The sequence below is a fragment of the Halorubrum sp. SD690R genome, from assembly GCF_005435035.1.
Classification (GTDB): domain Archaea; phylum Halobacteriota; class Halobacteria; order Halobacteriales; family Haloferacaceae; genus Halorubrum; species Halorubrum ezzemoulense.
This window is the reverse complement of record NZ_SGTV01000015.1, coordinates 62,506-84,281: the sequence shown is the minus strand read 5'-3', so window position 1 is coordinate 84,281 and position 21,776 is coordinate 62,506. Positions and strand designations below refer to the sequence as shown.

The 21,776-nt window shown below is 69.2% G+C and carries 23 protein-coding genes; 14 read left to right on the top strand and 9 right to left on the bottom strand.

Annotated elements, in window-relative coordinates; all coding sequences use genetic code 11:
* The first annotated feature begins 36 nt into the window (after positions 1-36).
* The 3 genes from EXE41_RS10995 (at position 37) to EXE41_RS10985 (ending at position 1,243) form a co-directional block, all read left to right on the top strand.
* Positions 37-267, top strand: a complete 231-nt coding sequence (locus EXE41_RS10995) for a hypothetical protein (protein ID WP_137691010.1) — start codon at positions 37-39, stop codon at positions 265-267.
* Between the two features lie 81 nt (positions 268-348).
* Positions 349-882 carry a DUF5815 family protein gene (locus EXE41_RS10990; protein WP_086216682.1) on the top strand — a complete coding sequence of 178 codons (534 nt, stop codon included), beginning with the start codon at positions 349-351 and terminating at the stop codon, positions 880-882.
* A gap of 136 nt (positions 883-1,018) precedes the next feature.
* Positions 1,019-1,243, top strand: a complete 225-nt coding sequence (locus tag EXE41_RS10985) for a hypothetical protein (RefSeq protein WP_137691009.1) — start codon at positions 1,019-1,021, stop codon at positions 1,241-1,243.
* 73 nt (positions 1,244-1,316) lie between these two features.
* Here the strand turns inward: EXE41_RS10985 and EXE41_RS10980 are convergent, their stop codons facing one another.
* On the bottom strand, positions 1,317-2,327 hold the full coding sequence (locus EXE41_RS10980; RefSeq protein WP_137691008.1) for a hypothetical protein: 1,011 nt from the start codon (positions 2,325-2,327) through the stop codon (positions 1,317-1,319).
* Positions 2,328-2,569: 242 nt separating this feature from the next.
* Between EXE41_RS10980 and carB the strand changes: the two genes are divergently transcribed.
* Together carB and EXE41_RS10970 are read left to right on the top strand one after the other, a co-directional pair.
* Positions 2,570-5,800, top strand: coding sequence for a carbamoyl-phosphate synthase large subunit (gene carB / locus EXE41_RS10975; RefSeq protein ID WP_049932589.1), 3,231 nt, complete (start codon positions 2,570-2,572; stop codon positions 5,798-5,800).
* A 155-nt stretch (positions 5,801-5,955) separates the two neighbouring features.
* Positions 5,956-7,104: a signal peptidase I gene (locus EXE41_RS10970; protein WP_137691007.1), complete on the top strand. Its 1,149-nt coding sequence runs from the start codon at positions 5,956-5,958 to the stop codon at positions 7,102-7,104.
* 13 nt (positions 7,105-7,117) lie between these two features.
* Here the strand turns inward: EXE41_RS10970 and EXE41_RS10965 are convergent, their stop codons facing one another.
* From EXE41_RS10965 to EXE41_RS10950, 4 genes are all read right to left on the bottom strand, one after another.
* Positions 7,118-8,071: a hypothetical protein gene (locus EXE41_RS10965; protein WP_137691006.1), complete on the bottom strand. Its 954-nt coding sequence runs from the start codon at positions 8,069-8,071 to the stop codon at positions 7,118-7,120.
* On the bottom strand, positions 8,061-8,633 hold the full coding sequence (locus EXE41_RS10960) for a hypothetical protein (protein ID WP_137691005.1): 573 nt from the start codon (positions 8,631-8,633) through the stop codon (positions 8,061-8,063). The genes EXE41_RS10965 and EXE41_RS10960 overlap by 11 nt, the downstream gene beginning before the upstream one ends.
* A 142-nt stretch (positions 8,634-8,775) precedes the next feature.
* On the bottom strand, positions 8,776-9,600 hold the full coding sequence (locus EXE41_RS10955) for an IS5 family transposase (protein WP_137691004.1): 825 nt from the start codon (positions 9,598-9,600) through the stop codon (positions 8,776-8,778).
* Positions 9,601-9,707: 107 nt separating this feature from the next.
* Positions 9,708-10,430 (bottom strand): hypothetical protein, encoded by a 723-nt coding sequence (locus EXE41_RS10950; protein WP_137691003.1) that lies wholly within the window; start codon positions 10,428-10,430, stop codon positions 9,708-9,710.
* Positions 10,431-10,705: 275 nt separating this feature from the next.
* Between EXE41_RS10950 and EXE41_RS10945 the strand changes: the two genes are divergently transcribed.
* Entirely contained in the window at positions 10,706-12,043 is a 1,338-nt protein-coding gene (locus EXE41_RS10945; RefSeq protein WP_137691002.1) for a hypothetical protein, read from the top strand.
* A 31-nt stretch (positions 12,044-12,074) separates the two neighbouring features.
* On the opposite strand, the gene EXE41_RS10940 is transcribed toward EXE41_RS10945, so the two are convergent.
* Positions 12,075-12,668, bottom strand: coding sequence for a nitrous oxide reductase accessory protein NosL (locus tag EXE41_RS10940; protein ID WP_137691001.1), 594 nt, complete (start codon positions 12,666-12,668; stop codon positions 12,075-12,077).
* Between the two features lie 104 nt (positions 12,669-12,772).
* Between EXE41_RS10940 and EXE41_RS10935 the strand changes: the two genes are divergently transcribed.
* The 3 genes from EXE41_RS10935 to EXE41_RS10925 are packed head-to-tail and all read left to right on the top strand — an operon-like array spanning position 12,773 to position 16,448.
* Positions 12,773-14,797, top strand: a complete 2,025-nt coding sequence (locus EXE41_RS10935) for a NosD domain-containing protein (protein WP_049932577.1) — start codon at positions 12,773-12,775, stop codon at positions 14,795-14,797.
* A complete protein-coding gene (locus tag EXE41_RS10930; protein WP_137691000.1) occupies positions 14,794-15,588 on the top strand; it encodes an ABC transporter ATP-binding protein in 795 nt (264 codons plus the stop codon). The genes EXE41_RS10935 and EXE41_RS10930 overlap by 4 nt, the downstream gene beginning before the upstream one ends.
* Positions 15,585-16,448, top strand: coding sequence for a copper ABC transporter permease (locus EXE41_RS10925; protein ID WP_137690999.1), 864 nt, complete (start codon positions 15,585-15,587; stop codon positions 16,446-16,448). The genes EXE41_RS10930 and EXE41_RS10925 overlap by 4 nt, the downstream gene beginning before the upstream one ends.
* Before the next feature lie 42 nt (positions 16,449-16,490).
* Here the strand turns inward: EXE41_RS10925 and EXE41_RS10920 are convergent, their stop codons facing one another.
* Positions 16,491-16,844, bottom strand: coding sequence for a hypothetical protein (locus EXE41_RS10920; protein ID WP_086216664.1), 354 nt, complete (start codon positions 16,842-16,844; stop codon positions 16,491-16,493).
* A 112-nt stretch (positions 16,845-16,956) separates the two neighbouring features.
* Between EXE41_RS10920 and EXE41_RS10915 the strand changes: the two genes are divergently transcribed.
* From EXE41_RS10915 to EXE41_RS10900, 4 genes are all read left to right on the top strand, one after another.
* Positions 16,957-17,469, top strand: a complete 513-nt coding sequence (locus EXE41_RS10915; RefSeq protein ID WP_137690998.1) for a helix-turn-helix domain-containing protein — start codon at positions 16,957-16,959, stop codon at positions 17,467-17,469.
* A 107-nt stretch (positions 17,470-17,576) separates the two neighbouring features.
* Positions 17,577-18,431, top strand: coding sequence for a sulfite exporter TauE/SafE family protein (locus tag EXE41_RS10910; RefSeq protein ID WP_137690997.1), 855 nt, complete (start codon positions 17,577-17,579; stop codon positions 18,429-18,431).
* Between the two features lie 117 nt (positions 18,432-18,548).
* Positions 18,549-19,238 carry an SCO family protein gene (locus tag EXE41_RS10905; RefSeq protein WP_049932567.1) on the top strand — a complete coding sequence of 230 codons (690 nt, stop codon included), beginning with the start codon at positions 18,549-18,551 and terminating at the stop codon, positions 19,236-19,238.
* Positions 19,239-19,334: 96 nt separating this feature from the next.
* Positions 19,335-20,075, top strand: a complete 741-nt coding sequence (locus tag EXE41_RS10900; RefSeq protein WP_137690996.1) for a DJ-1/PfpI family protein — start codon at positions 19,335-19,337, stop codon at positions 20,073-20,075.
* Here EXE41_RS10900 and EXE41_RS10895 read toward each other — a convergent pair.
* The gene (locus tag EXE41_RS10895; protein WP_049932564.1) at positions 20,072-20,530 is read right to left on the bottom strand and encodes a universal stress protein; all 459 of its coding nucleotides are present in this window, start codon (positions 20,528-20,530) and stop codon (positions 20,072-20,074) included. The genes EXE41_RS10900 and EXE41_RS10895 overlap by 4 nt on opposite strands.
* 195 nt (positions 20,531-20,725) lie before the next feature.
* On the opposite strand from EXE41_RS10895, the gene EXE41_RS10890 reads away from it, so the two are divergent.
* A complete protein-coding gene (locus EXE41_RS10890; protein ID WP_137690995.1) occupies positions 20,726-21,367 on the top strand; it encodes a ribonuclease HI family protein in 642 nt (213 codons plus the stop codon).
* Between the two features lie 22 nt (positions 21,368-21,389).
* Here the strand turns inward: EXE41_RS10890 and EXE41_RS10885 are convergent, their stop codons facing one another.
* Positions 21,390-21,743, bottom strand: coding sequence for a hypothetical protein (locus tag EXE41_RS10885; RefSeq protein WP_086216669.1), 354 nt, complete (start codon positions 21,741-21,743; stop codon positions 21,390-21,392).
* Positions 21,744-21,776 lie beyond the last annotated feature (33 nt).

Sequence of the window (21,776 nt, the reverse complement as noted above, 5' to 3'; positions counted from 1 at the left end):
GGGGACGTTTTGAGTGTCGCGCGCGTAGCGATGCTCATGTCCGACGACGTGACCGTCGACGTGGAGGTCGAGGTGGAGGTCGACCGGGACGAACTGGAGATCGAGCGCGACGACGCCGAGTCGATCGAGGCGACCTACGAGGCGAACGGGATCGAGATCGAGGTTGAAGCGGAGGTGGAGACGGACGGCGGAGACGGCGAGTCCGCCGAAGAGGAGGACGAATCCGCCGAGAGCGGCGGAGAATCCGGCTACGAGTACTCCGAGTAGCGGGCGTCGAGTCGCCGCCGCTCCCCCCGGCGCACCGACCCGTTCCGCTCCTTTTAACCTCGCCAGCGACCAAAGAGAGCTATGTCCAAGCCCCGCGTCCCCGGCGGCGACGAGAACGCGCTGGAGCTACCCTGCGGGGAGACGATCGGTGTCGGCGAACTGGACCTCGGGATGCGCGAGTACGAGTGCGACTGCGGCGAGACCCACGCAGTCGTGATGGACGTCCATCCCCCGGAGCGGTTCCTCCCCGACTTCTTGGTCGAGGTGCTCCGGGAGGCGATCGAAACGACCAGCGAGGAGATGCCGGAGTTCGACACGCCGCACCTCCTCGGCGTCGTCTTGGAGGAGTTCCCCGAGGCGGTCGTCTCGCACGACGCCAGCGAGAACGCCGACGTGGGGTACGCGATGGTGTGGGTGACCGAGTTCGACTCCCGCCGGCTCCACGAGGTCGTCGTCGAACTGGTGGTCGAGCTGATGGAGCACGCCGTGAGCCACGCCGACGACGACGAGGCGCTGTCGGCGTTCGAACGAGAGATGGTCGAGTTCGACGTGAGCGAGTTCGTCGAGCAGTACCGCGCGGAGCGCGACCTCGAAGCCGAAGACCCCTACGCCTGAGCGTCGGCCTCACCGCGGTGACGACCGCGAGAATCGCTCAGCCCCCAGAACGCGGCCGCTTCGATGCGTGCGTCTGACAGTCGTCCGACTCCTGTCACACTGAACCCTATATGTTCGGAGACCCTACGTAAGACGTATGAGCGCCGGCGAATACGACCGGTACGACCGAATTCGCGGCGTGCTCGCCGAGGCCGACGAGCCGCTGACCGCCCGGGAGATCCTCGCGCTCGTCGAGGAGTGCGACGAGTGCGAGGCGATCGACAACCCGCACAGGGTCGCCACCGTGTTAGGGCGACGGGCCGAGCGCGGCGAGGTCGAGGTCATCGCGGGCCAACCGTACCGGTACCGGCTGGAGACCTGAGGGGCGGCCGGAGGCCCGGAAGGCAACTGTCTGCGGCCGGGCGTGCGATCGTTCGGCTGAGCCCGCGAGCGTGCTACGGCGTCACGATGAGATCGAACCGATAGACGCCGTCACGGTACTCGACGACGACGTTCCGGAAGTCGACGCGCTCCTCGTAGCTGTCGATCGGTTCGAGGTCCTCGGCGATACCGAGCGCGCCGAGGGCCTCGCTGAGTTCGTCCGAGGGCGGCGCGCCCTCCTCGTAGCGGCGGGGTTCCTCAGCGATCGCATCGTCAAAGACCCCTTGAGCGGCCTGCGAGAGCCCGGCGTCGGTGAGATTGCGCTCGACGATGGCGTCGCGCGCGTACGCGATAAAATCGGCCCGCGAGTCGCTGACCTCGCCGATCGCGTACGTCCACTCCGGGACTTCGACGGTCCGGCGCTCCGTCACGGCCCGGAAGTACTCGTCCTCGTACTCGACGAACTCGAACGGGGGCGAGGGGATGAGGGCGCTCGCATCGGCGTCGAGCCCGTGATGGAACTCGACGGTCTGTAGCTCGTCGAACTCTGGGTCCCCGAGGAAGCCGTCGTTGCCCGCGTACACGGCGTCGAGCGCCGCGTCGAGCACGCGCTCGTCCTGGTCGGAGAGGTCGAAGGGCGGTTCCGCGACCGCCGCGCTGTCGGGCGGCGTCTCGTCGACCCGGTCGACCGCGAAGTGCCAGCGCTCGCGTTCGAGGACGCGCTCGTCGGTGATCCGGACCTCGTAGAAGGTCTCGTCCCGGCGGAGGAACGTCGGCTGCGGGCGCGTCTCGGTCCCCCACTCGTCTCGACCGACCAGCGGCCACTGTCTAACGGTCACCGTCCCGGTCTCGAACAGCGCGGAGAGGGACGCGGTCTTGGCTTCGGTCGTGAAGTCGACGCGGGTGGTGGCGTCGATGACCGTTGGATCGGGCCACAGGTAGGGGGGTCCGATCGACGAGAGGTCCAGTTCGTCCCCGATGAGGGCGTACGAGTCGAGGCTGCCGGGGCTCAGGCACCCGGCCGTCGCGGCGGTCGCGCCGGCGGTGCCGAGCAGTTGGAGGGCACGGCGGCGGGAACAGGCCATGTCGTCCGGGAGTTCCCGACATCTCGGTAAATTCCTTGCGATGGGCGGCTCAGGCCGTTACGCCGGCGGTGACGCGTCGTACGAGCCGGGCGTCGTGACTCGGTTCCTGACGGCGGTGTCGGCTATCGTGAGATGTCGTAACACTCACCGTGATACGGAATAGCTTGCGAAAATCGCAAATCCACTGCGAGATTCGTACTCTACCGCCGACCTTATTACGATGAGCGTATTCCGTCCGCGTAATGAGCGAAGACCGGACGATTCTCCTTATCGGCAGCGGACCGATCCAGATCGGACAGGCGGCCGAGTTCGACTACTCCGGCGCACAGGCGTGCCGCGCCCTACAGGAGGAGGGCGCCCGCGTCGTCCTAGTGAACTCGAACCCCGCGACGATCATGACCGACCCCGAGACGGCCGACCGGGTGTACATCGAGCCGATCACGCCCGAGGCCATCGCGGAGGTCATCCGGATCGAGGAGCCGGACGGCGTCATCGCCGGGCTCGGCGGGCAGACGGGGCTCAACGTCACCGCCGAGCTCGCCGAGGAGGGCATTCTGGAGGAACACGACGTCGAGGTGATGGGGACGCCGCTCGACACCATCTACGCGACGGAGGACCGCGACCTGTTCCGCCGGCGGATGGAGGACCTCGGCCAGCCGGTCCCCAAGTCGACGACCATCTCCTTAGACGAGGGCGAGTCGGTCACCGACTTCGACGAGGCGGCGTTCCGGGGGCGCGTCCAGGAGGCTGTCGACGCGGTCGGCGGCCTCCCGGTCATCGCCCGGACCACCTACACCCTCGGCGGCTCCGGCTCCGGGGTCGTCGACGAGTTCGAGGAGCTCGTCGAGCGCGTCCGCAAGGGGCTCCGCCTCTCGCGCAACAGCGAGGTCCTCGTCACCGAGTCCATCTCGGGGTGGGTCGAGTTGGAGTACGAGGTGATGCGGGACGCCGACGACTCCTGTATCATCATCTGTAACATGGAGAACATCGACCCGATGGGGATCCACACCGGCGAGTCGACGGTGGTCACCCCCTCGCAGGTCATCCCCGACGACGGCCACCAGGAGATGCGCGACGCGGCGCTCGAAGTGATCCGCGACCTCGGCATTCAGGGCGGCTGTAACATCCAGTTCGCGTGGCACGACGACGGCACCCCGGGCGGCGAGTACCGCGTCGTCGAGGTGAACCCGCGCGTCTCGCGGTCCTCCGCGCTCGCGTCGAAGGCGACGGGCTACCCGATCGCCCGCGTCACTGCGAAGGTCGCGCTCGGAAAGCGGCTCCACGAGATCGACAACGAGATCACCGGCGAGACGACCGCCGCCTTCGAGCCCGCCATCGACTACGTGGTGACGAAGGTGCCGCGCTGGCCGATCGACAAGTTCGACGACGTGGACTTCGAGCTCGGCACGGCGATGAAGTCCACCGGCGAGGCGATGTCGATCGGGCGAACGTTCGAGGAGAGCATGGTGAAGGCGCTGCGCTCCTCCGAGTACGACCCCGCCGTCGACTTCGAGACGGTGAGCGACGACGAGCTGGAGTCGGAGTACCTCGAACGTCCGAGCCCGGACCGCCCGTACGCGATGTTCGAGGCGTTCGACCGCGGCTACGACGTTGACGACGTGATCGACCTCACCGGCATCCACCGCTGGTACGTCGAGCGCTTCGAGCGCATCGCCGCCGGGACCGCGGCGGCCGCCGAGGGCGACTTCACCGAGGCCGCGATGGTCGGCCGCACCGACGCGGAGATCGCGGCGACCGCCGCCGCCGCCGGCGTCGACGCCGACGTGGGGCAGGTCGAGAGCGCGGTGCCGGACCGGACTTACAAGCAGGTCGACACCTGCGCGGGCGAGTTCGAGGCTTCGACGCCGTACTACTACTCCGCGCGGCTGCCGGAGTTCCTCCGGGGCGCCGACACCGCGGGCGCGGCGAACGAGGTCCGCGTCGACCCCGACGTGGAGAGCGTCGTGGTCGTCGGCGGCGGCCCGATCCGCATCGGACAGGGCGTGGAGTTCGACTACTGCGCGGTCCACGCGGTGCGCGCGCTCCGCGAGCTCGGCATCGACGCGCACGTGATCAACAACAACCCCGAGACGGTGTCGACGGACTACGACACCTCCGACGGGCTGTTCTTCGAGCCCATCTCCGCCGAGGAGGTCGCCGACGTGATCGAGACGACCGGCGCCGACGGCGTGATGGTCCAGTTCGGCGGGCAGACCTCGGTGAACGTGGGCGAACCGCTTCAGGCGGAGATCGAGCGCCGCGGGCTCGACTGCGAGATCCTGGGGACGAGCGTCGAGGCGATGGACCTAGCGGAGGACCGCGACCGGTTCAACGTCCTGATGGACGAACTGGGCGTCGCCCAGCCCGAGGGCGGCACCGCGACGAGCGAGGCGGAGGCGCTCGAACTGGCCCACGGGATCGGCTACCCGGTCCTCGTTCGCCCCTCCTACGTGCTGGGCGGGCGCGCGATGCGCGTCGTCGAGGACGACGCGGAGTTAGAGGAGTACATCGAGGAGGCGGTCCGCGTCTCCCCCGACAAGCCGATCCTCGTCGACCAGTTCCTCGACGACGCGGTCGAGCTGGACGTCGACGCGGTCGCGGACGGCGAGGACGTGCTCCTCGGCGGCGTGATGGAACACGTCGAGAGCGCCGGCGTCCACTCGGGCGACTCCGCGTGTATGATCCCGCCGCGCTCGCTCGGCGACGAGACGCTGGGCCGGGTCCGCGAGGTCACCGAAGATATCGCCCGCGCGCTCGACACGGTCGGACTGCTCAACGTCCAACTCGCGGTGACGGGGGTCGACGACCCCGACGCCGAGAGCGAGGTGTACGTGCTGGAGGCGAACCCGCGCTCCTCGCGGACCGTCCCGTTCGTCTCGAAGGCGACGGGCGTCCCCATCGCCAAGCTCGCGGCGAAGGTGATGACCGACGACCTGACGCTCGCCGACCTCGACGCCGCCGAGCAGATCCCCGAACACCGCAGCGTGAAGGAGGTCGTCCTCCCGTTCGACCGGCTGCCGGGGTCGGACCCGCGGCTCGGCCCCGAGATGAAGTCCACCGGCGAGGTGATGGGCACGGCCACCTCCTTCGGCAAGGCGTACGACAAGGCGCAGGACTCGACCGGGAAGCCGATCCCCGAGTCCGGCACAGCCGTCGTCGACCTCTCGGCCGAGGAGTTCCCGGACCCGGGCACCGAGGCGGGCGAGGCGCTCGTCGACGGGTACGCGGCGCACTTCGAGCTGAGCGAGGCGACGGACCTGATCGAGGCGGCCAAGCGCGGCGAGCTCGACCTCATCGTCTCGCGGCAGCGCGACCTGCTGGAGGTCGCCGTCGAGGAGGAGATCACCTACTTCTCGACGCACGCCTCCGCGAAGGCGGCGCTCGAAGCCCTCGACCGCGCGGGCGACGACCTCGACGTGATGGCGGTCTCCGACCGGCCGAAGCGCGTCGAGCAGTGGGGCGCCGCGGAGTAGCGGGCGGACTCCACGCGGCCGGAGTGCGCGCTCGTGGACAGGAGCGATTCCGTGACGTTCGGAGCGAGCGCGCCCGGCGGCGCTGACGGCCGCGCTCCCACGGGCCGGCGCTCCGCATTCGACGTTTTAAGTGCCGACACTTCGTCGGTATGAGCATGTCACGGCAGACGGCGGGAGACGCGATCGCCGTCGTGTCCGTGTTAGTCGTCGTCGTGATCGTTGCCGGCCAGCTCGCCGGGCAGCCGGTCCTTCTCGGGTACGTTACCTCCGGAAGCATGGCGCCGACGCTGGAGGCCGGAGACGGGTTCGTCGCCGTGCCGGCGGCGGCGTCGGGACCCGTCGAGGAAGGGGACGTCGTCGTCTTCGAAGCGATCGAACTCGACGGGGGCGGGACGACGACGCACCGAGTCGTCGGAGCGACGCCGGACGGCTATCTCACGAAGGGAGACAACAACCCCTTTCGGGATCAGGACGGCGACGAACCCCCGGTGACCGAGGACCGGATCGTCGCAACGGCGCTCCAAGTGAACGGAGAAGTCGTCCGAATTCCGGGGCTGGGGACCGCGATCACCGGCGTCCGAGACGTGGCCGCGGGCGCCGTGGTCGGGGTGACAGCCGCAGTCGGTCTCGACTGGTCGCCGGGTCAAAACGGGCTCAGCGGGCTGTTCATCGGCCTCGGTCTCGCGCTGCTGCTGTTCATCTTCGTCGACGACCTCCGGAACGCCGGTCGGCGGGCTCAGAGCCGAGACCGGTCCCGGGGCGACGACGGGCTCGACGCTCGCTGGGTCGCGCTCCTCCTGGCGCTGTTGATACTCGTACCGGCCAACGCCGCGATGATCGCTCCTAGCGGCACGCATCACGTGACCGTCGACGGCGGCGACCTCCCGGCCGGGACGCTCCCGGGCGACCGAGTTGAGAACGAGTTCACCGCGGAGAACAACGGGCTCATCACGATGCTCGTCGTACTCGAAACGACCCATCCGGAGAGCGAGTTCGACCGGACTCAGCTGGCCGTTCCGCGGGGAGAGTCGGTGACTGCGACGCTGTCGACGACCGCTCCGGGATCCGGAGAACGCGCGACGGTCACGGTCTCGGAACACCGGTACTTCCTCGTGGTTCCGCCCTCACTGATCCTCCGGCTCCACTCGATCCATCCGGCCGTCGCGGTCGGCGCGTTCAACCTACTCGTCCTCGGGAGCATCGCCACGCTGCTGGGGGCGCTCCTCGGCTCCGGATCGAGGCGGGTTCGAGAACGGAGACGCGGCGCGTCGCTGAGCGTTCAACTGCGGCGGCTGTTCAAATAACCGTTAGCGCGGATCAGTTAGCCTTCGTCCCAGTCCGGCTGAGCTCGAACGAGTAGATATCGACAGAAACGCCGTTACCGTTGGAAGTCGTCTCGAATATCAGATAGAGATTATCAGAATTGTTGCTTATTTTAACGTTATCTGTATTGTTGAAATTAATCGTCTTCGACTGGACATCGGGTCCGCCACCGTTTATCGAAAACTTCTGCGTCCACTCATCTCCGGCCTTATTTTTGAGGTATACATTCCAGCTTCCGTTGCTGTTCTTATAGCTAATATTGAGTTGGTACGTACCACCCGGTTCAACGGACGGCAGGGCGTACCCGACTCGCCCGCCTTTCTTATCGCTCTTGCTTCTTTGCGCGGCTACAGCTGTCGCAAACGTGTCTTCGTCACTGTCGTTGACGCTACCCGGGCTTTCAAGCGCCCCCTTCGGATTGGCCGGCTGCGCCGCGGTTCCCACATCACCGCTGTCGCGGTAGTTGTTCGAACTCCCGAAGTCGTAGCAGTCGATGTCGACGAGTCCGGTCGTGCGCGTCGCGGTGATAGTGAAGTCCGGGTTCGACGCGGTGAACTCCAACTCAACCGTGTAGGAGCCGCTGAGTTCGCTCGTGTCGTCGGAACAGCTCACTGCTACGTCGAACGTCTCCGTTCCACCGGTGACCGTCGTATCGAGTGCTCCGCCCCCGACGACACGTGCCTCAACCTCGATGTCGTCCGATTCGAAGGCCCCGAGGTTGTCCTGTATCTCGTACACCACCGACGGACTACCCGAATCGACGGTGCCCGCGTTGCCGGAAACGTCGACGAACCGTAGCACGGCATCCTCGCCGTCGCCCGTATTAACCGTTACATCCCGATTCGAGGTGATCTGCGTCGATCCGCCGGTACCGAACAGCATGAGTCCGCCGCCGCTCACGAGTGAGCCGACGGCGGCGCGTCGCGTCCACTTCTTGTTATCGCCCATCTCTGAGCTCCGGCGGTTTTCCGTCGCTGCCGAGATTCATCTCCCGGTTCTGGTACACGTGGAACGCCGCGGAGGCGGTGAACAACGCCGCGATTATCCCAGCCCACGCGAGGCTCGGCACCGATTCCGGAAAGACGCCGACCCAGACGGCCGCGACGAGACTCAGCGACACCGCACCGAGGCCGAGGTAGTACTCGGCCCACGGGATCGAGTCCCCGGGCACGACGTCGACGTACACGTCGAGGTCCCGCGCCTCCTCGGTCAACTCGATCGTCCCGCTATCGTGCGTGATGATGCCCGCGCGCTCTAACTTCGGGATGTGGTTCTGCTGTATCGAGCTGTACGCGAGGTGCCGCTCGCTGGAGGTGATCTCGGAGACCGACTTGCCGTTCTCCCACGCCGCCACCTGTTCGGCGACATCAGAGAGTTCCGTGGTGCCGTCTTCGTTCTTAATCGCGTGGAGGGAGTAGCGTCTTCGTGGATTGCTTAATATTTCATAAATTTCGTTCCGTGAGAGCGAGGAAGGGTGCTGTTCTCCGGCACCAACTTGATCGGTGCTCATTGGCGCCTCGTAACCGCTGATAACTGACTGCTAATGTAAAGAGGCACACTATTCACTTACGATCTTATAAGTTGTCCAACGACTAAAAGGAAACGCTCCAGATAAGAATAGTTTGCTGTGTTGAATAGATGCTGAGTCACGGTTACAGCGGCTCACATAGTGGTTCTATGTTGGTAATGGCGAACATCAAGACGATTTCACGGAACTGCCGATACCAGCCAAGCGCTCGCACGGCATCGCCGAGCGAGCGCTTGGTTGTCGAGTAGGATGTTTCGGCCATCCACCGCTGAGAGTAGCCCTTTGCCCGGTTGAGCGCGTTGTTCGCGGCTGCGTTCGCTGACGAGCCGCGATAATGAACGAGGTAATCGATGTCGTGTGCGGCGATTTCGTACTCGGTGTGCCAGTCTTGAAAGCCGTTGTCGGCGGCGACAGACTGCAGGTCGTCCGCGTTTCGGCGGACGACCTGCGGTCCGGTCTTCGTGTCATGCTTCCACCGCGCTGTGATGTGAACGTCGAGAACAGCTAGTGATTCCACATCAGTCAATGTCGTCACTTTCAGCGTCTGTATCGTTCGTCCTGCCCGCTGGCGAAAGTACGATGACGCACGTCTGCGATCGAAGAACGTGCTGTCGAGAGCGGCGTGGCCAGACTGCGGGTGCTGCTGCGCGGAAACGCGCAGCAGCGCCCGCCATACCCACATTTTCAGCCGATCAAACGACTTGTAGATCGTCGTGTGATCAGGGAGGTCGTCCCGATCTAAGTCGAGAGCGTCACGAACTTCGTCCATGTACTTCAGCCGATTCGGCGTTTCACGGTAGCTGTGGGTCTCTTCGACCCGAAAACAGTGGAGAACGACATGAACCCAGCGGGCGAACCCGCCGCTGGCGGGCTCGCCCGCATGCTTCCCCAACGCTTGTTTAGCTAGGTGACGACACTGCTCGATGAAGTCGAGGATATCGATCTCCATACCAAGCTCGATTTCCTCGGCTTCATCCTTCTAAACCCGTGATATCGGCTAATAAGATCGCTCTTCAACAGAGCAGAATAGTTTATACTGGTGCTGACAGGGTCGAATTAGCTGCTGCCGCCGATCCTGATCAGCAGGTCTTCGGTCTCCCTGCTCGCCTCTCCGGCCTGAACATCGCCACTGAGTGTCTTGTTACCGGAACCGGGGAAGCTCGCATTGGTGCTTACGTTCTGTCCCTGGACCTTCGTAAGCAGTCCCTCGTCGACGTCCCCTTTCGCGAACGTGACATCGACCTTCCCGTTTCTCACGACGTCAAAGAGCTCGGTTTCACTGAGGTTCGAGTTCGGTGGCAGTTTGCGATCTTCCGGTCCGAAGACGATAGTCACGTCGTTGGCGACGAGACTGACGTAACTCCGGTCAGTGCTGCTATTGTACGTGTTATCGAGCGCCGGGTACAGCGAACGGCCGTCGAACTCGTCACCGTTCGCGTCTTTCACCGTGACGAAATCCGACGCGGTATTCACGAGTACGTCAGCAGTACCTGAACTCCCGATGATCTCGTTTGAGATGGTGCTCTCGATATCTCCGATTGTTTGACCATCGTAGTCGGCCCCGTCAGCATCTATAGCAGTATCCTCGGAACTCACATTATTAAGCGGATCATCGGCTAAGTGGATAATTCCATCAGCCCGAAAACCACCACCGATAACATTTACCTCAACCTCACGCTGCGCCTCGACCGTGGTGAACGCCCCCGATCCGAACGCCGCACCGGTTCCGACCCCGATCATCCCGATTGCCCCCAACACGCTTCTGCGATTCAGCTTCATTGTTACGTCTATCCATTGGCTAGGTACCCACTTACTATTAGGCCGCGTTAGCCGGGTTCAGGCGGTCATTGAAGCCGGTGGACGGCTCTAACGCCCCCGGTTAGCCGAGTCAATGCGACGCTGAAGCGGCTAACGCAGTTCACTACTAACACCCTCGGTGACCTATCCACGAGCGTGAGCGAACGGGCCGCGCCGACGAGAGCGATGACGCCGAGTAGCCTCGGCCCTGTCGTCGCGCGGCGAGGCTCGACCCGGACGGCGAACTCGGTGGGAACATGAACCGCGCCCTCGTCGTGCTCGCGGTGCTCGTCGTCCTGCTCGGCGGCGGCGTCGCGACCACCGGCTCGTTTACCGACGGCGACGAGGTCGCGACCGACTCGGGCGTCTACCTGTCGCCCGCCGACAGCGAGAACGCCGACAGGTACGTCGCGTACGATGGCGCCGGAGAGCTGCGTCTCCGCTTCGGATCGGTCCCGCCGGACGCGCGGACGAGCGTCGACAACCTGTTTCTCGTCGGGTTCGCCGGCTACGAGGGCGACGACTCCGCCACGACGGTCGAGATCGACACCGACGCCGAGGGCGTGACGCTGTACCGGATGGACACCGGCGAGCGAGTCACCGGCGGCGAGATAACGCTTGAGCCGGAGGCGTCCGTCACGCTCGGCGCGACCGTCCCGCCGACGGTCGGGAGCTACACGGAGAGCGTCCGCTTCACCGTCGACGTCCCCGAAGGCGACACCGGATCCGATCCGGGTGACGGCACCGGCGGACCGAGCGATAGCGGTGACGACGACGGCGGACCGAGCGATAGCGGTAACGGCGACGGCGGACCGAGCGATAGCGGTAACGGCGACGGTGGACCGAGCGATAGCGGTAACGGCGACGGTGGACCGAGCGATAGCGGTAACGGCGACGGCGGACCAGCCGATAGCGGTAACGGCGACGGCGGACCAGCCGATAGCGGTGACGGCGACGGCACTGGCGGCAACGACGGTGGGACCGGGAGTGGCAGCGGTGGCGACAGCGCCGGAGACGGTGACAGTGGGACCGGGAGTGACGGCGGCGACGACGGCACCGGCGACGACGGCACTAGTGGTAGTGGCAGCGGGACCGACGGTGGCGACAGCGGAACGGGCGGTGACGCCGACAGCGGTGCGGACGGGGGCGACGGCGGGTCCGACGGGACAGACGGCGACTCCGACGCCGGGGAGGGGACTGACGACGGCGAGGCGGACGGTACCGCCAACGATGTCTCCGACTCGGCAGAGGGCGATCCGACGGCCGAGCCGGCCGGTGGTCAGTTCGAGCTGTTACCCGTCGAGTGGTCCCTGTTCGCGGGCTTCCTCGCCGGGCTCTCGAACTACCTCGTCCAGACCCGAATCAGGGACGTGGTACCGGCGTTGAAGACCGAACGGTCGGAGCGCAGGGCACGCCTCCGGAGCATCCTCGTCCGCGAGGCGGTGATCACGGTGGCCGTGATAGCGCTCACCGTGCTGGTAGCGAGCGTGCTCTCCAGCGCCGGCGTCACCGGCACGCCGCAACTCGTCGCGACGTTGGCCTTCTCGGCCGTCGTCGGCGGCGTGTCCGGCGTCAGAGGGTTCCCGAGGATCTGAGCTCACCCTCCGGATGAACCGGTATCCGACCCTACAGCGCCTCAAGCGTCGCGCGGTCCACCTCGGTGGCGGGCATCGCCTCGCCGCCGTACTCCGCGACGAAGTCCTCCACGTCGTCCTCGTCGGAGAACGGGACCAAGTCCGGCCCCATCGCGCCGATCACCTCGCTGCGCGCGACGACCGTGAGGGTCGTCTCGCGGGCGAACGCCTCGCTTTCGACGTGTGAGGAAAACATCGTGTCGCCGCCCTCCTCGAACACCTCCTGGTCGACCGCCGAGTAGTCGGTGAGGAAGGTCGCGACCGGCGTCCGTCCCGCGTCCGCCGCGTCGAACCGGTAGGTGTACGTACAGGTGCCGCTACAGAACTGCGCCGGGCGCCCGCCCTCCGGCTCGTCGTCCTCGAAGTGGACCTGCCCGACCGTTCCGGGGTGGTCCGCGACGATCATCCCGCACTGGTCGCAGGCCTGGTCGTCGTCGATCGAGACGGGGGACGCGGACTCCGACCCTCCGCCGGCACAGCCGGCGACCGCGGCGGCGCCGCCGGCGGCGAGTCCGGCGAGCAGGCGTCGCCGCGGGATGTTCTCGCGTCGGTCGGGTGCGCTCGTCGGCTGGTTGTCGCTCGTCATAGTTGTATTTGGAATACCGGGCTATTAGCCCCTCTGGACGCGTTCAACGGTTCGTTCGAGGAACGAACCAGACGTTCTAAGGCGCTGCCGATCGAAGCGGACGCGTGGCAGTTTTCGACCCCGCTACCGCCCGGTCGCGTCGCCTCCGGCTCGCGCTCCTCGGGCTCGTCGCGCTCGCCGCGGTCGCGACCGCGGGCGCGTTCGCCGCGGACCCGAGCGAGTCGGTACCCGAGCCGGTGCGGTTCGACGACGCGGTCGAGCTGGGGCTCTCCTCGGAGACGGACGCGCTGATGGCCGGCGACGCGACGCTCCCACGCGTCCAGGTGTTCTACTCGCAGCTCCAGTACGTCGTCGGGTACAACGGGATCGCCTCGTTCGTCGACTCGCGCCGCGACGGGCGGACGGAGCGCCAGTTCGGCTATCCGCTCGTCGCGTACGTCGAGACGTTCGACCATCGGGACCCGGGCACGACCGAGTCGGGGCTGTTCGCGGCGGGCGGCGCGGGCGGCTGGACGCCCGTCGGAGAAGCGCGGTACGTGGTCGACAGCGACGCGCGGACGCCGGCCGGGCCGGTCGTCGTCCCATTCGCGAGCCGCGACGCCGCGGCGGCGTTCGCCGACGAACACGGCGGCTCCGTCGTCGGCTGGGCGGCGGTCCGAAGTCGGTCGTTCGACGTCGACTCCGCGGCGACCGTGCGGGCGCTCGCCCCGGACCGCTGGCGGACGGCGAACGACCGGATCGCCGCGGCGGAGCGGCGCGCGGACCGCCCGGCCTCCGTCGTCGTCGGCGAGGACGCCCCCACGATCGGCGCCGCGGTCGCGGCCGCGCCGCCGAACACGACGGTCCGCGTCCCGCCCGGGACCTACGAGGAGACCGTGACGGTGAACCGGTCCGTGACGATCGCCGGCGCGGGCAGCGGCACCGGTCCCGGAGCGACCCGCGTCGTCGGCGACGGGAACGGGTCCGTGATCACCGTTCACGCGCGCGACGTGGCGGTCACGGGGCTGCGGATCGCGGGCACGGGGAACCGCACCCGCGACCCGGAGGCGGCCCGCGCGTCCCGCGAGAGCGAGGGCGGGACGTGGGACACGAACATCCAGCTTGGCTACGGCTACGGCGACGCCGGGATCAAGGCGGTCGGCGCGCCCGGGCTCGTCGTCGACGATGTCGCCGTCGACACGGAGGCGAGCGGGATCCTGTTGCGCGACGGGTCGCATGCGACCGCGAGCGGACTCCTCGTCGAGGGGACCGACGAGTGGCAGGACGGGTTCATGGGCGTCGCCGGGATGAAGTCGCGCGTCACCGTCACCAACAGCCGGTTCGAGGGCGGACGCGACGGGATCTACCTCCACCGCGCCGACGGCTCGATCGTGCGGAACTCGACGTTCGTCGACAACCGGTACGGGACGCACCTCATGTACACCGGCGACGCGCTGGTCGCGGACAACGCCTTCCGGAACGAGCTGTTCGCCGGAGTCACCGTGATGACGCGGCCGGCCGGCAACGCGATCGTCGGCAACGACGTCCGCAACTCCAGCGCGGGGATCCAGGCGTCCGGCACGCGGACGTACGTCGGGTACAACACGCTGGTCGGGAACGAGCTCGGCTTCTCGACGAGCGCCCGGGGGTCGCTGTACGAACACAACGTCGTCGTCGACAACGAGCTCGGCGCGCGAGCGACGACCGTGGTCCCCTCCAGCCGGGTCGTCGCAAACGACTTCGTCGGCAACGGCGACCACGCCACGGCCGGGGCCGGGGCGCTCCGCGTGTGGGCCGACGGCGACCGCGGGAACTACTGGGACGGCGCGAGCGTCGGCCCGCACGCTCCCGGGAGCCGGGCGTATCGCCCGACTTCGCCCGTGGACGCCGCGCTCCACCGCCACGTGAGCGCGGCCGCGGTGCGCGAGTCGCCCGCGGCGCGGCTGCTCGACGCCCTCCGGGGGACCGTCCCCGGCGCCCGCTCGGGGAGCATCATCGACCCCGCGCCGGCGGCCGCGCCGTACCACCCCGAGCGGGTCGACGCGGTCACCGGTGCGGGCGCCGACGCCGACGGACCGGTCCGAGCGGACTGGCGGGCCGCCGGCGAGCCCGCCGGAAACGCCACGGCGACCGCGGAGGGGTCGGCGTGAGCGAGCCGACGCTCGCGGCCGTCGACGGCGTCACCCGAACCTACGGCGGCGTCCCGGTCCTCGATGGCGTCTCGCTGTCGGTCGAGGCCGGCGTCACCGCCGTCGTCGGCCCCAACGGGTCCGGCAAGTCGACACTCCTCGGGATCCTCTCGGGCGCCGTCGAGCCCACCGCGGGGAGCGTCCGGTACCCCGAGGGCGGCCCGCGCGCCGGGTCCGAGAAGCGCGTCGGATACCTGCCGCAGCGGGTGCCGTTCCGCGACGGGTTCACCGCCCGGGAGACGCTCGGGTTCTACGCGGCGCTGGCGGGCGGCGACCCGGACGCGGCGCTGGCCGGCGTCGGGCTGTCCGACGCGGCCGGAAAGCGGGTGGGAGCCCTCTCGGGCGGGATGCGGCGACTGCTCGGGATCGCGCAGGCGACGCTCGGCGACCCGGACGTGGTCGTCCTCGACGAGCCGACGAGCGGGCTCGACCCGGAGATGCGGGAGCGGGCCTTCCGGGCGGCGGCCCGCGCGGGCGACGACGCCGCCGTCGTCGTCAGCTCGCACGACCTCGACCTCGTCGACGCGCACGCGGACGCCGTCGTCGTCCTCCGTCGCGGTCGGGTCGCCGCGGCGGGGGCGCGCGACCGGCTCCTCGACGACCACGGGGTCGACGGCGTCGCCGAGCTGTACCGCGCGGTCGCGGGCGGCGCCGAGTCGCCGGCCTCGCCCGCCGAAAGCGAGTCAGCGGACGACGGAGAGGGGGGTCGGGACGACGGCGAGGTCCACGTCACGGGGGTGTCAGAGCGATGAACCGGCGACTTGGCGGGGTCTGGGTTGTTTTCCGCCGTGAACTGGCCACGGTGCGGCGGACGCCCGGGTACGCCGTCCTCGCGGTCGGCCTCCTCGTCGTCCTCGGCGGGCTCGTCGCGGTCGGCGGCGGCGGCGCGACCGGGTTCGTGCCCGCGGTCGTCGACCTCCTCTTACCGACCGAGGTGTTGGTGCCGCTGCTGGCGGTCGTGCTCGGCTACCGCGCGCTGTTCGCCGACGCGGCGAGCGGGGAGCTCGGCGTGATCCGGACGTACCCGGTGAGCGCGGCCGGGTACGTCGTCGGCGTGCTGCTCGCGCGGACGGCCGCGCTCGTCGTCCTCGTCGGCGGGCCGTTCGCGCTCGTCGGCGCGTACGTGTGGCTCACCGCCGCGCCGGACACGGGGATCTTCGCGACGCACTCGGGCGTCGACTCGCCGGTGCTGTTCCTCCGCTTCCTCGCGCTCGTCGTCCCGTTCGGCGCGGCGTACCTCTCGCTGTCGGCTGCGGTGTCGACGATCGCGACGACCCGGCGGAGCGCGTTCGCGCTCGGCCTCCTCGCGCTGCTCGCCGGCGTCCTCGGCGGCGACCTCGCGGTGCTCCGGTCGCTGTCGGCCGGGGCGTCGCCGAGCGGGATCGCCGGCTCGGTCGCCCTCTCGCCGAACGGGGCGTTCAGGGGACTCGTCTTCGAGCACGTCATCGGCGTCTCCTTCGCGCCGGAGGGCGGGTTCGTCGACACCGGGCGGGCGGTGGCCTCGCTCGTCGGGTGGACCGTCGTCGGGGGCGTCGCGGCCGTCGCCGCCATCGCGCTCGGTCCCCGCGTCGACGTCGCGGTCGAGCACCTCCGCGCGCGGCTCGACCGATGAGCCGGTCGGTCGAATCGACTTGAAGCAAGCCGGCCGGTCGACTCACTTCGAGGCCGCGTCGTCGCCGATCGCCCCGGGCGCGTGGGCGTACACCGCATAGAGGACGAGCGCGGCGATCAGGAAGTCGAGGCTGTGCGCGAGGAGGTGGTGGACCGGCATCGGCACGACCCCGAGGACGGTCCCGACGCCCACCACCGAGCGGGCCAAGAGCGCGCCGACGGCGAGGGAGATCAGTCGGTACTGCGCTCGGCGGCGGCGGCGGTACGCGGCGAGGCTAACGGCGAAGAGGAGGCTCGTCCCGAGTCCGGCGGCGACCACGACCGCCAGGATCGGGAGCGATCCCTCCACGGACCAGCCGGCGAGCGCCGGCACCTCCCCCGGGATCGACTGCGTCACGGGTCGCCCTTGGGAGGGGACGGATAAGAAGACGTTCCCGTTCGCCGTTCCCAGATGGGGGGACCGCACGAGCGCCTTTTATCCCAGAGGCGGGTAGAACGGCCAGTCAGGAATGTCGGACACCAGAGCCCGGATCCGACGCCACGTCCGTGACACGCCCGGCGTCCACTTCAACCGGATCGGTCGCGACCTCGAGATCGCGACCGGGCAGGCGCAGTACCACCTCCGCCGGCTCGTCCGCGACGGCGAGCTCGCGGTCGAGCGGATCGGCGGGCGGGCACACTACTTCGACCCGACGGTCGACCCGTGGGACCGACGGACCCTCGCGTTCCTCCGGCGGGAGACGGCCCGCGAGATCGTCGTCTGCCTCCACGCCGCGGGACCGACGCGGCCGTCGGCGCTCGCGGACGACCTCGACCTCGCGCGGAGCACGGTGTCGTGGCACGTCTCGACGCTCGCCAACCACGGGATCGTCGAGAAGTCCCCCGACCGGCCGATGACAGTCTCGCTCGCCCGGCCGGACCGCACGGCCGCGCTCCTCGACGAGGTGTCGCCGTCGCTCCCCGACCGCATCGTCGACCGCTTCGTCCGCACCGTCGACTCGCTCTTCGACGCCGACGGGTGACGCCGCCGACCGGGTGGCGGCTCCCCCCGGACCGACGCCGCGCGCGAACCGCTCCCGTTCGCCGATCGCACCAGATCGGTTAGCGGTCTCCGGCACCTCCGTCCGATATGGACCTCTCTAGCCTCGGCGCGCTCCGAGCGCTCGTCGCCACCGGCGGCGGCGCGACGTGCGAGCCGACCGGCTCCCTGTACGCGACCGACTCGCTCGGCCTCGGCGTCTTCCTCCTCATCGGGCTGCTCGGCGGAGCCCACTGCCTCGGCATGTGCGGTCCGCTCGTCGGCACCTACGCCGACCGGATGCGGTCCGCGGAGGCCGGCGGACGCGACGGGCGGGACGACCTCACCGTGCGGCAGGTCCGGCAGCACGCGCTGTTCAACCTCGGCCGGACCGCGAGCTACGCGACGCTCGGCGGTCTCTTCGGCCTCGCCGGGAGCCTCGCGTTCGTCACGGGGCGGGCGGTCACGACCCTCGCAGACGACGTCCACGCGCTCACCGGAATCGCGGTCGGCGGGGTGATCGTTGCCCTCGGCGCGCGCTACGCGCTCCGGCTGGAGTTCGAGTCGCTCCCGATACCGGGGTTCGACCGGGCGGCCGCGGCGGTGAGCGACCGGATCGTCGCCCGCGTCGACGCGTGGGTCGGCGACTGGCGCATCCTCGGGGTGGGGGCGGCACACGGGTTCCTGCCGTGCCCGCTGCTGTACCCGGCGTTCCTGTACGCGTTCGTTCAGGGGAGCGCGCTCGGCGGCGCCGTCTCGCTGGGCGTCCTCGGCCTCGGGACGGTTCCGGCGCTCCTGTTGTTCGGGACGGCCTTCCAGTCGATGCGCCTCGAGACCCGGCTCCGGTTCCACCGCGTCCTCGGCGTCGCGTTCGTCGCGCTCGGCTACCTCCCGCTCCAGCACGGGCTCGCGACGCTCGGCGTCCCGCTGCCGCATCCGCCGATTCCGTACTACACGCCGTTTTGAGGGATCGACAGCGCCCCGGGAGCCCGCGCACCCAATATCCCAATTCCCACCCGCCGCGGCCGCTCGTTCGGCGATCGCACCAGACGCGTTATGCGCCGCTCGGCCCTTCACACGGGTATGAATCGCCGCACGCTGCTCGCCGGGGCCGGAACGGTCGCGTCCGGCTCTCTCGCGGGCTGTACATCGCGTCTGTTCGGCGGGACGCCGGACGGCGTCGTGCTCGACCCGCAGGAAGACCAGATCGCGGACAGCGAAGACCTCGCGTACCCCGCGTACGGCCAGCCGCTGCCGTCGTTCGAGCTGTCGGCCCCGCTCGCGGAGAAGACGTTCGACAGCGACGCGCTCGACCGGACCGCGCTCGTGACGGGCGTGTTCACCTTCTGCCCCGCGGAGTGTTCGATCCTGCTCCGACAGTGGGCTCGGATTCAGGGCCGCGTCGCGGACGCGGGGCTGACGGAGGACGTGTACTTCCTCCCGATCACGTTCGATCCCGAGCGCGACGACGCGGCCGCGCTCCGAGAGAACGCCGCGTCGGTCGGCGCCGACCTCGACGCGGGCAACTGGCTGTACCTCCGGCCCGAGACGCCGGCCCGCGCGAAGACGGTGGTCGAGGACCGACTGGGGATCGCCTTCGAGCGGACGACCGAGAGCGAGCGCCTCCCCGGGTACGACTTCACGCACATGGTGGTGACGTTCCTCGTCAACCCCGACGGGATCGTCGAGCGCGCCTACCGCGGCGAGCGGGTCGACCGGGACCGCGTCGTCGCGGACATCGAGCGGGTTGCGTCGGCGTTCGCCGATGAGTGACGCGGCGACCGGGGCTGACGGCTCGGCGCTGCGGGTCACCGGGAGTCGCCCGATCGGAGGGGAACGCACAAGCCCGCGCCGCTCGTTCGGCCCGGCATGAACGTCGATATTCTGGTGTACGACGGGTTCGACGAACTGGACGGTATCGGCCCGTACGAGGTGTTCGACTACGCGCTCGGCTACGCCGCCGAGGAGGACGACGGGACGACAGGGGACGACGGAGCAATAGGGGACGACGGGACGACAGGGGACGACGGGACGACAGGGGACGACGGGGCGTCAGGAGACGACGGCGGCCGCGTCCGATACGTGTCGCTCGACGAGCGCGAGACGGTGACCGCGAGCCACGGGACCCGCGTCGGCGTGGACGGAGCGCTCCCCGGCCCGAGAGGAGAGGACGCCCCGGACCTGCTGGTCGTGCCCGGGGGCGGGTGGAACGCGCGCAACCAGGAGGCGAGCGCGTGGGCCGAGGCGCAGAAGGGCGACGTGCCGCGCGCGCTCGCCGCGTACCACGCGGCGGACACCCGGATCGCCTCGGTGTGTACCGGGTCGATGCTGCTCGCGGAGGCGGGCGTCACCGACGGCCGCCGGGCCGTCACGCACGCCTCCGCCGTCGAGGAGCTCCGGGAGTCGGGCGCGGAGGTCGTCGACGCGCGGGTCGTCGACGACGGCGACGTGCTCAGCGCGGGCGGGGTCACCTCCGGGATCGATCTGGCGCTGTACGTCGTCGAGCGCGAGTTCGGCGAGTCGGTCGCCGACCGGGCGGCGACCGTCATCGAGTACGAGCGGCGGTACGAGGTCGCGACGCGGGACGGGTCGCGGCGCGGGGAGAACTAGTCGTCCGGGAGCGGCGCGGCGTCGTCGTCGGCGTCGTTCGTCGTGGTCTCTCCGTCCGCGTCCACGGTGATCACGGTACAGTCGAGTTGGCTGCGGAGGAACGAGTCGATGTCGGGGTCGGAGAGCAACTTCTGGACCATCCGGCGCCACCGTCCCGCCTGTTTCGACCCGATGACGACCACGTCGGCCCCCTCGGCGACGATCTCTTCGAGGATCGTCTCCTCGACGAGGAAGCCCCGACGGACGACGTACCGCGCCCGGTCGATCCGGCCGATCCGCTCCTCGGCGGCGCGCTTGAGGTCGCTGCGCGAGACGCCCCCCGAGCGCTGGTATAAGTCGACGTGGAGGACCGTGAGGTCGGCGTCGCGCTCCGCGGCGACGCGGGCCGCCTCGCGGAGCGTCGCCGCCGAGTGCGACGAGGGAGGGAATCGAACCGGGACGACGACGAGCGTCATGTCGGGTCGGAGGGGTTGGGGGCGTAAATACGCTGTCGGTGTGGCCCTCGCTCTCGGTCGGTCGCGGTCGTCACTCTCACTCAGTCCTGACCGCCGATCGGCGGCGGCTCGGCTCACCGCGCTCGCCGCCAGCGCATTTTTCCCTGCGCTCTCGAATGAACCGTTGTGGACCGCAGTTCGGCCGCGTGAGACATCATGGACCGACTTCCCACGGACCGGCTCTCGCCGCTGGCGAGCCGCGTCGACGACGTCCTCGCCCTGTACGGCTACGAGATACGACCGGCGATCGACGCCATCGACGACGCGGTGACCGGCTACGGCGGGCTGTTCGGCCCGACGACGACCGACGCCGAGATCCGGACCGCGGTCGAGTCGGTCCTCGCCGCCGACCCGCCGCAATCGGGCGACGACCGCGGCGAGTCCGCCGACGACATCGTTCTCTACGTCGACGGGAGCTCGCGCGGAAACCCCGGACCGGCCGGCGCGGGGGCCGTGCTGCTGGTCGGCGATGACCCCCTCGTTCGGCTGGGCCGACCCGTCGGGGCTCGCGCCGAGAACAACACCGCGGAGTACGCGGCGCTCCACCTCGGACTGGAGGCGCTGGCCGCGCGCTGCGACCCTGCGGCCGTCGAGGTCCGGATCGACTCGCGGACCGTCATCGACGACATCTGGGGCAGCGGTGACGGGATCGCGTCGGCCGCACCGTACCGGCCGGCCATCCGGGACCGCATCGCCGCGCTACCCGCCTGCGAGTGGACGCATCTGGCCGACAGCGACCCGAACCCGGCCGACGCCCGCGCGGCGGTCGGAGCCGATATCGCGGCGCTCGGTCCGTAGCGGAGGGGAAGCGGCTGCGGTGTTACGACCGGTCCCCGTCGTCTCGCGGCGAGACGGCTTCGACCGCTCCCGTTGGCGGTTCGAGCCGGACGGTGTGGCGCGTGTGGCGCGCGTGCGTCTCCGCCCAGCGCCGCGCCGGACGCTCCGCGAGGAAGCGCTCCCCGTCCGGGCAGCGGTCGCACCGGGCGACCCACGGGGTCACGCCGTCCGGGTAGTGGCCGGTGTGGCGCTCGTGGTCGAGCGCGAACTGCTCGATCGCGTGGCTCCCGGGGTCGAGGTCGTCGACCTCGCGGTCGAGCACCCACTCCCGGTCGCACCGCTCGCACGCGACGGTCGGTGCGTCTCGCTCGTCGTCGGGACGCGCGTCGTCGGTCACGGGTCCGCTTCGGTCCGCCCGCACTTGAACGGC

Bases quoted from the DNA above. Each gene is read 5' to 3' on its own strand.
- EXE41_RS10995 (WP_137691010.1), top strand. From the start codon at position 37: ATGTCCGACGACGTGACCGTCGACGTGGAGGTCGAGGTGGAGGTCGAC.
- EXE41_RS10990 (WP_086216682.1), top strand. From the start codon at position 349: ATGTCCAAGCCCCGCGTCCCCGGCGGCGACGAGAACGCGCTGGAGCTA.
- EXE41_RS10985 (WP_137691009.1), top strand. From the start codon at position 1,019: ATGAGCGCCGGCGAATACGACCGGTACGACCGAATTCGCGGCGTGCTC.
- EXE41_RS10980 (WP_137691008.1), bottom strand. From the start codon at position 2,327: ATGGCCTGTTCCCGCCGCCGTGCCCTCCAACTGCTCGGCACCGCCGGC.
- carB (WP_049932589.1), top strand. From the start codon at position 2,570: ATGAGCGAAGACCGGACGATTCTCCTTATCGGCAGCGGACCGATCCAG.
- EXE41_RS10970 (WP_137691007.1), top strand. From the start codon at position 5,956: ATGTCACGGCAGACGGCGGGAGACGCGATCGCCGTCGTGTCCGTGTTA.
- EXE41_RS10965 (WP_137691006.1), bottom strand. From the start codon at position 8,071: ATGGGCGATAACAAGAAGTGGACGCGACGCGCCGCCGTCGGCTCACTC.
- EXE41_RS10960 (WP_137691005.1), bottom strand. From the start codon at position 8,633: ATGAGCACCGATCAAGTTGGTGCCGGAGAACAGCACCCTTCCTCGCTC.
- EXE41_RS10955 (WP_137691004.1), bottom strand. From the start codon at position 9,600: ATGGAGATCGATATCCTCGACTTCATCGAGCAGTGTCGTCACCTAGCT.
- EXE41_RS10950 (WP_137691003.1), bottom strand. From the start codon at position 10,430: ATGAAGCTGAATCGCAGAAGCGTGTTGGGGGCAATCGGGATGATCGGG.
- EXE41_RS10945 (WP_137691002.1), top strand. From the start codon at position 10,706: ATGAACCGCGCCCTCGTCGTGCTCGCGGTGCTCGTCGTCCTGCTCGGC.
- EXE41_RS10940 (WP_137691001.1), bottom strand. From the start codon at position 12,668: ATGACGAGCGACAACCAGCCGACGAGCGCACCCGACCGACGCGAGAAC.
- EXE41_RS10925 (WP_137690999.1), top strand. From the start codon at position 15,585: ATGAACCGGCGACTTGGCGGGGTCTGGGTTGTTTTCCGCCGTGAACTG.
- EXE41_RS10915 (WP_137690998.1), top strand. From the start codon at position 16,957: ATGTCGGACACCAGAGCCCGGATCCGACGCCACGTCCGTGACACGCCC.
- EXE41_RS10910 (WP_137690997.1), top strand. From the start codon at position 17,577: ATGGACCTCTCTAGCCTCGGCGCGCTCCGAGCGCTCGTCGCCACCGGC.
- EXE41_RS10905 (WP_049932567.1), top strand. From the start codon at position 18,549: ATGAATCGCCGCACGCTGCTCGCCGGGGCCGGAACGGTCGCGTCCGGC.
- EXE41_RS10900 (WP_137690996.1), top strand. From the start codon at position 19,335: ATGAACGTCGATATTCTGGTGTACGACGGGTTCGACGAACTGGACGGT.
- EXE41_RS10895 (WP_049932564.1), bottom strand. From the start codon at position 20,530: ATGACGCTCGTCGTCGTCCCGGTTCGATTCCCTCCCTCGTCGCACTCG.
- EXE41_RS10890 (WP_137690995.1), top strand. From the start codon at position 20,726: ATGGACCGACTTCCCACGGACCGGCTCTCGCCGCTGGCGAGCCGCGTC.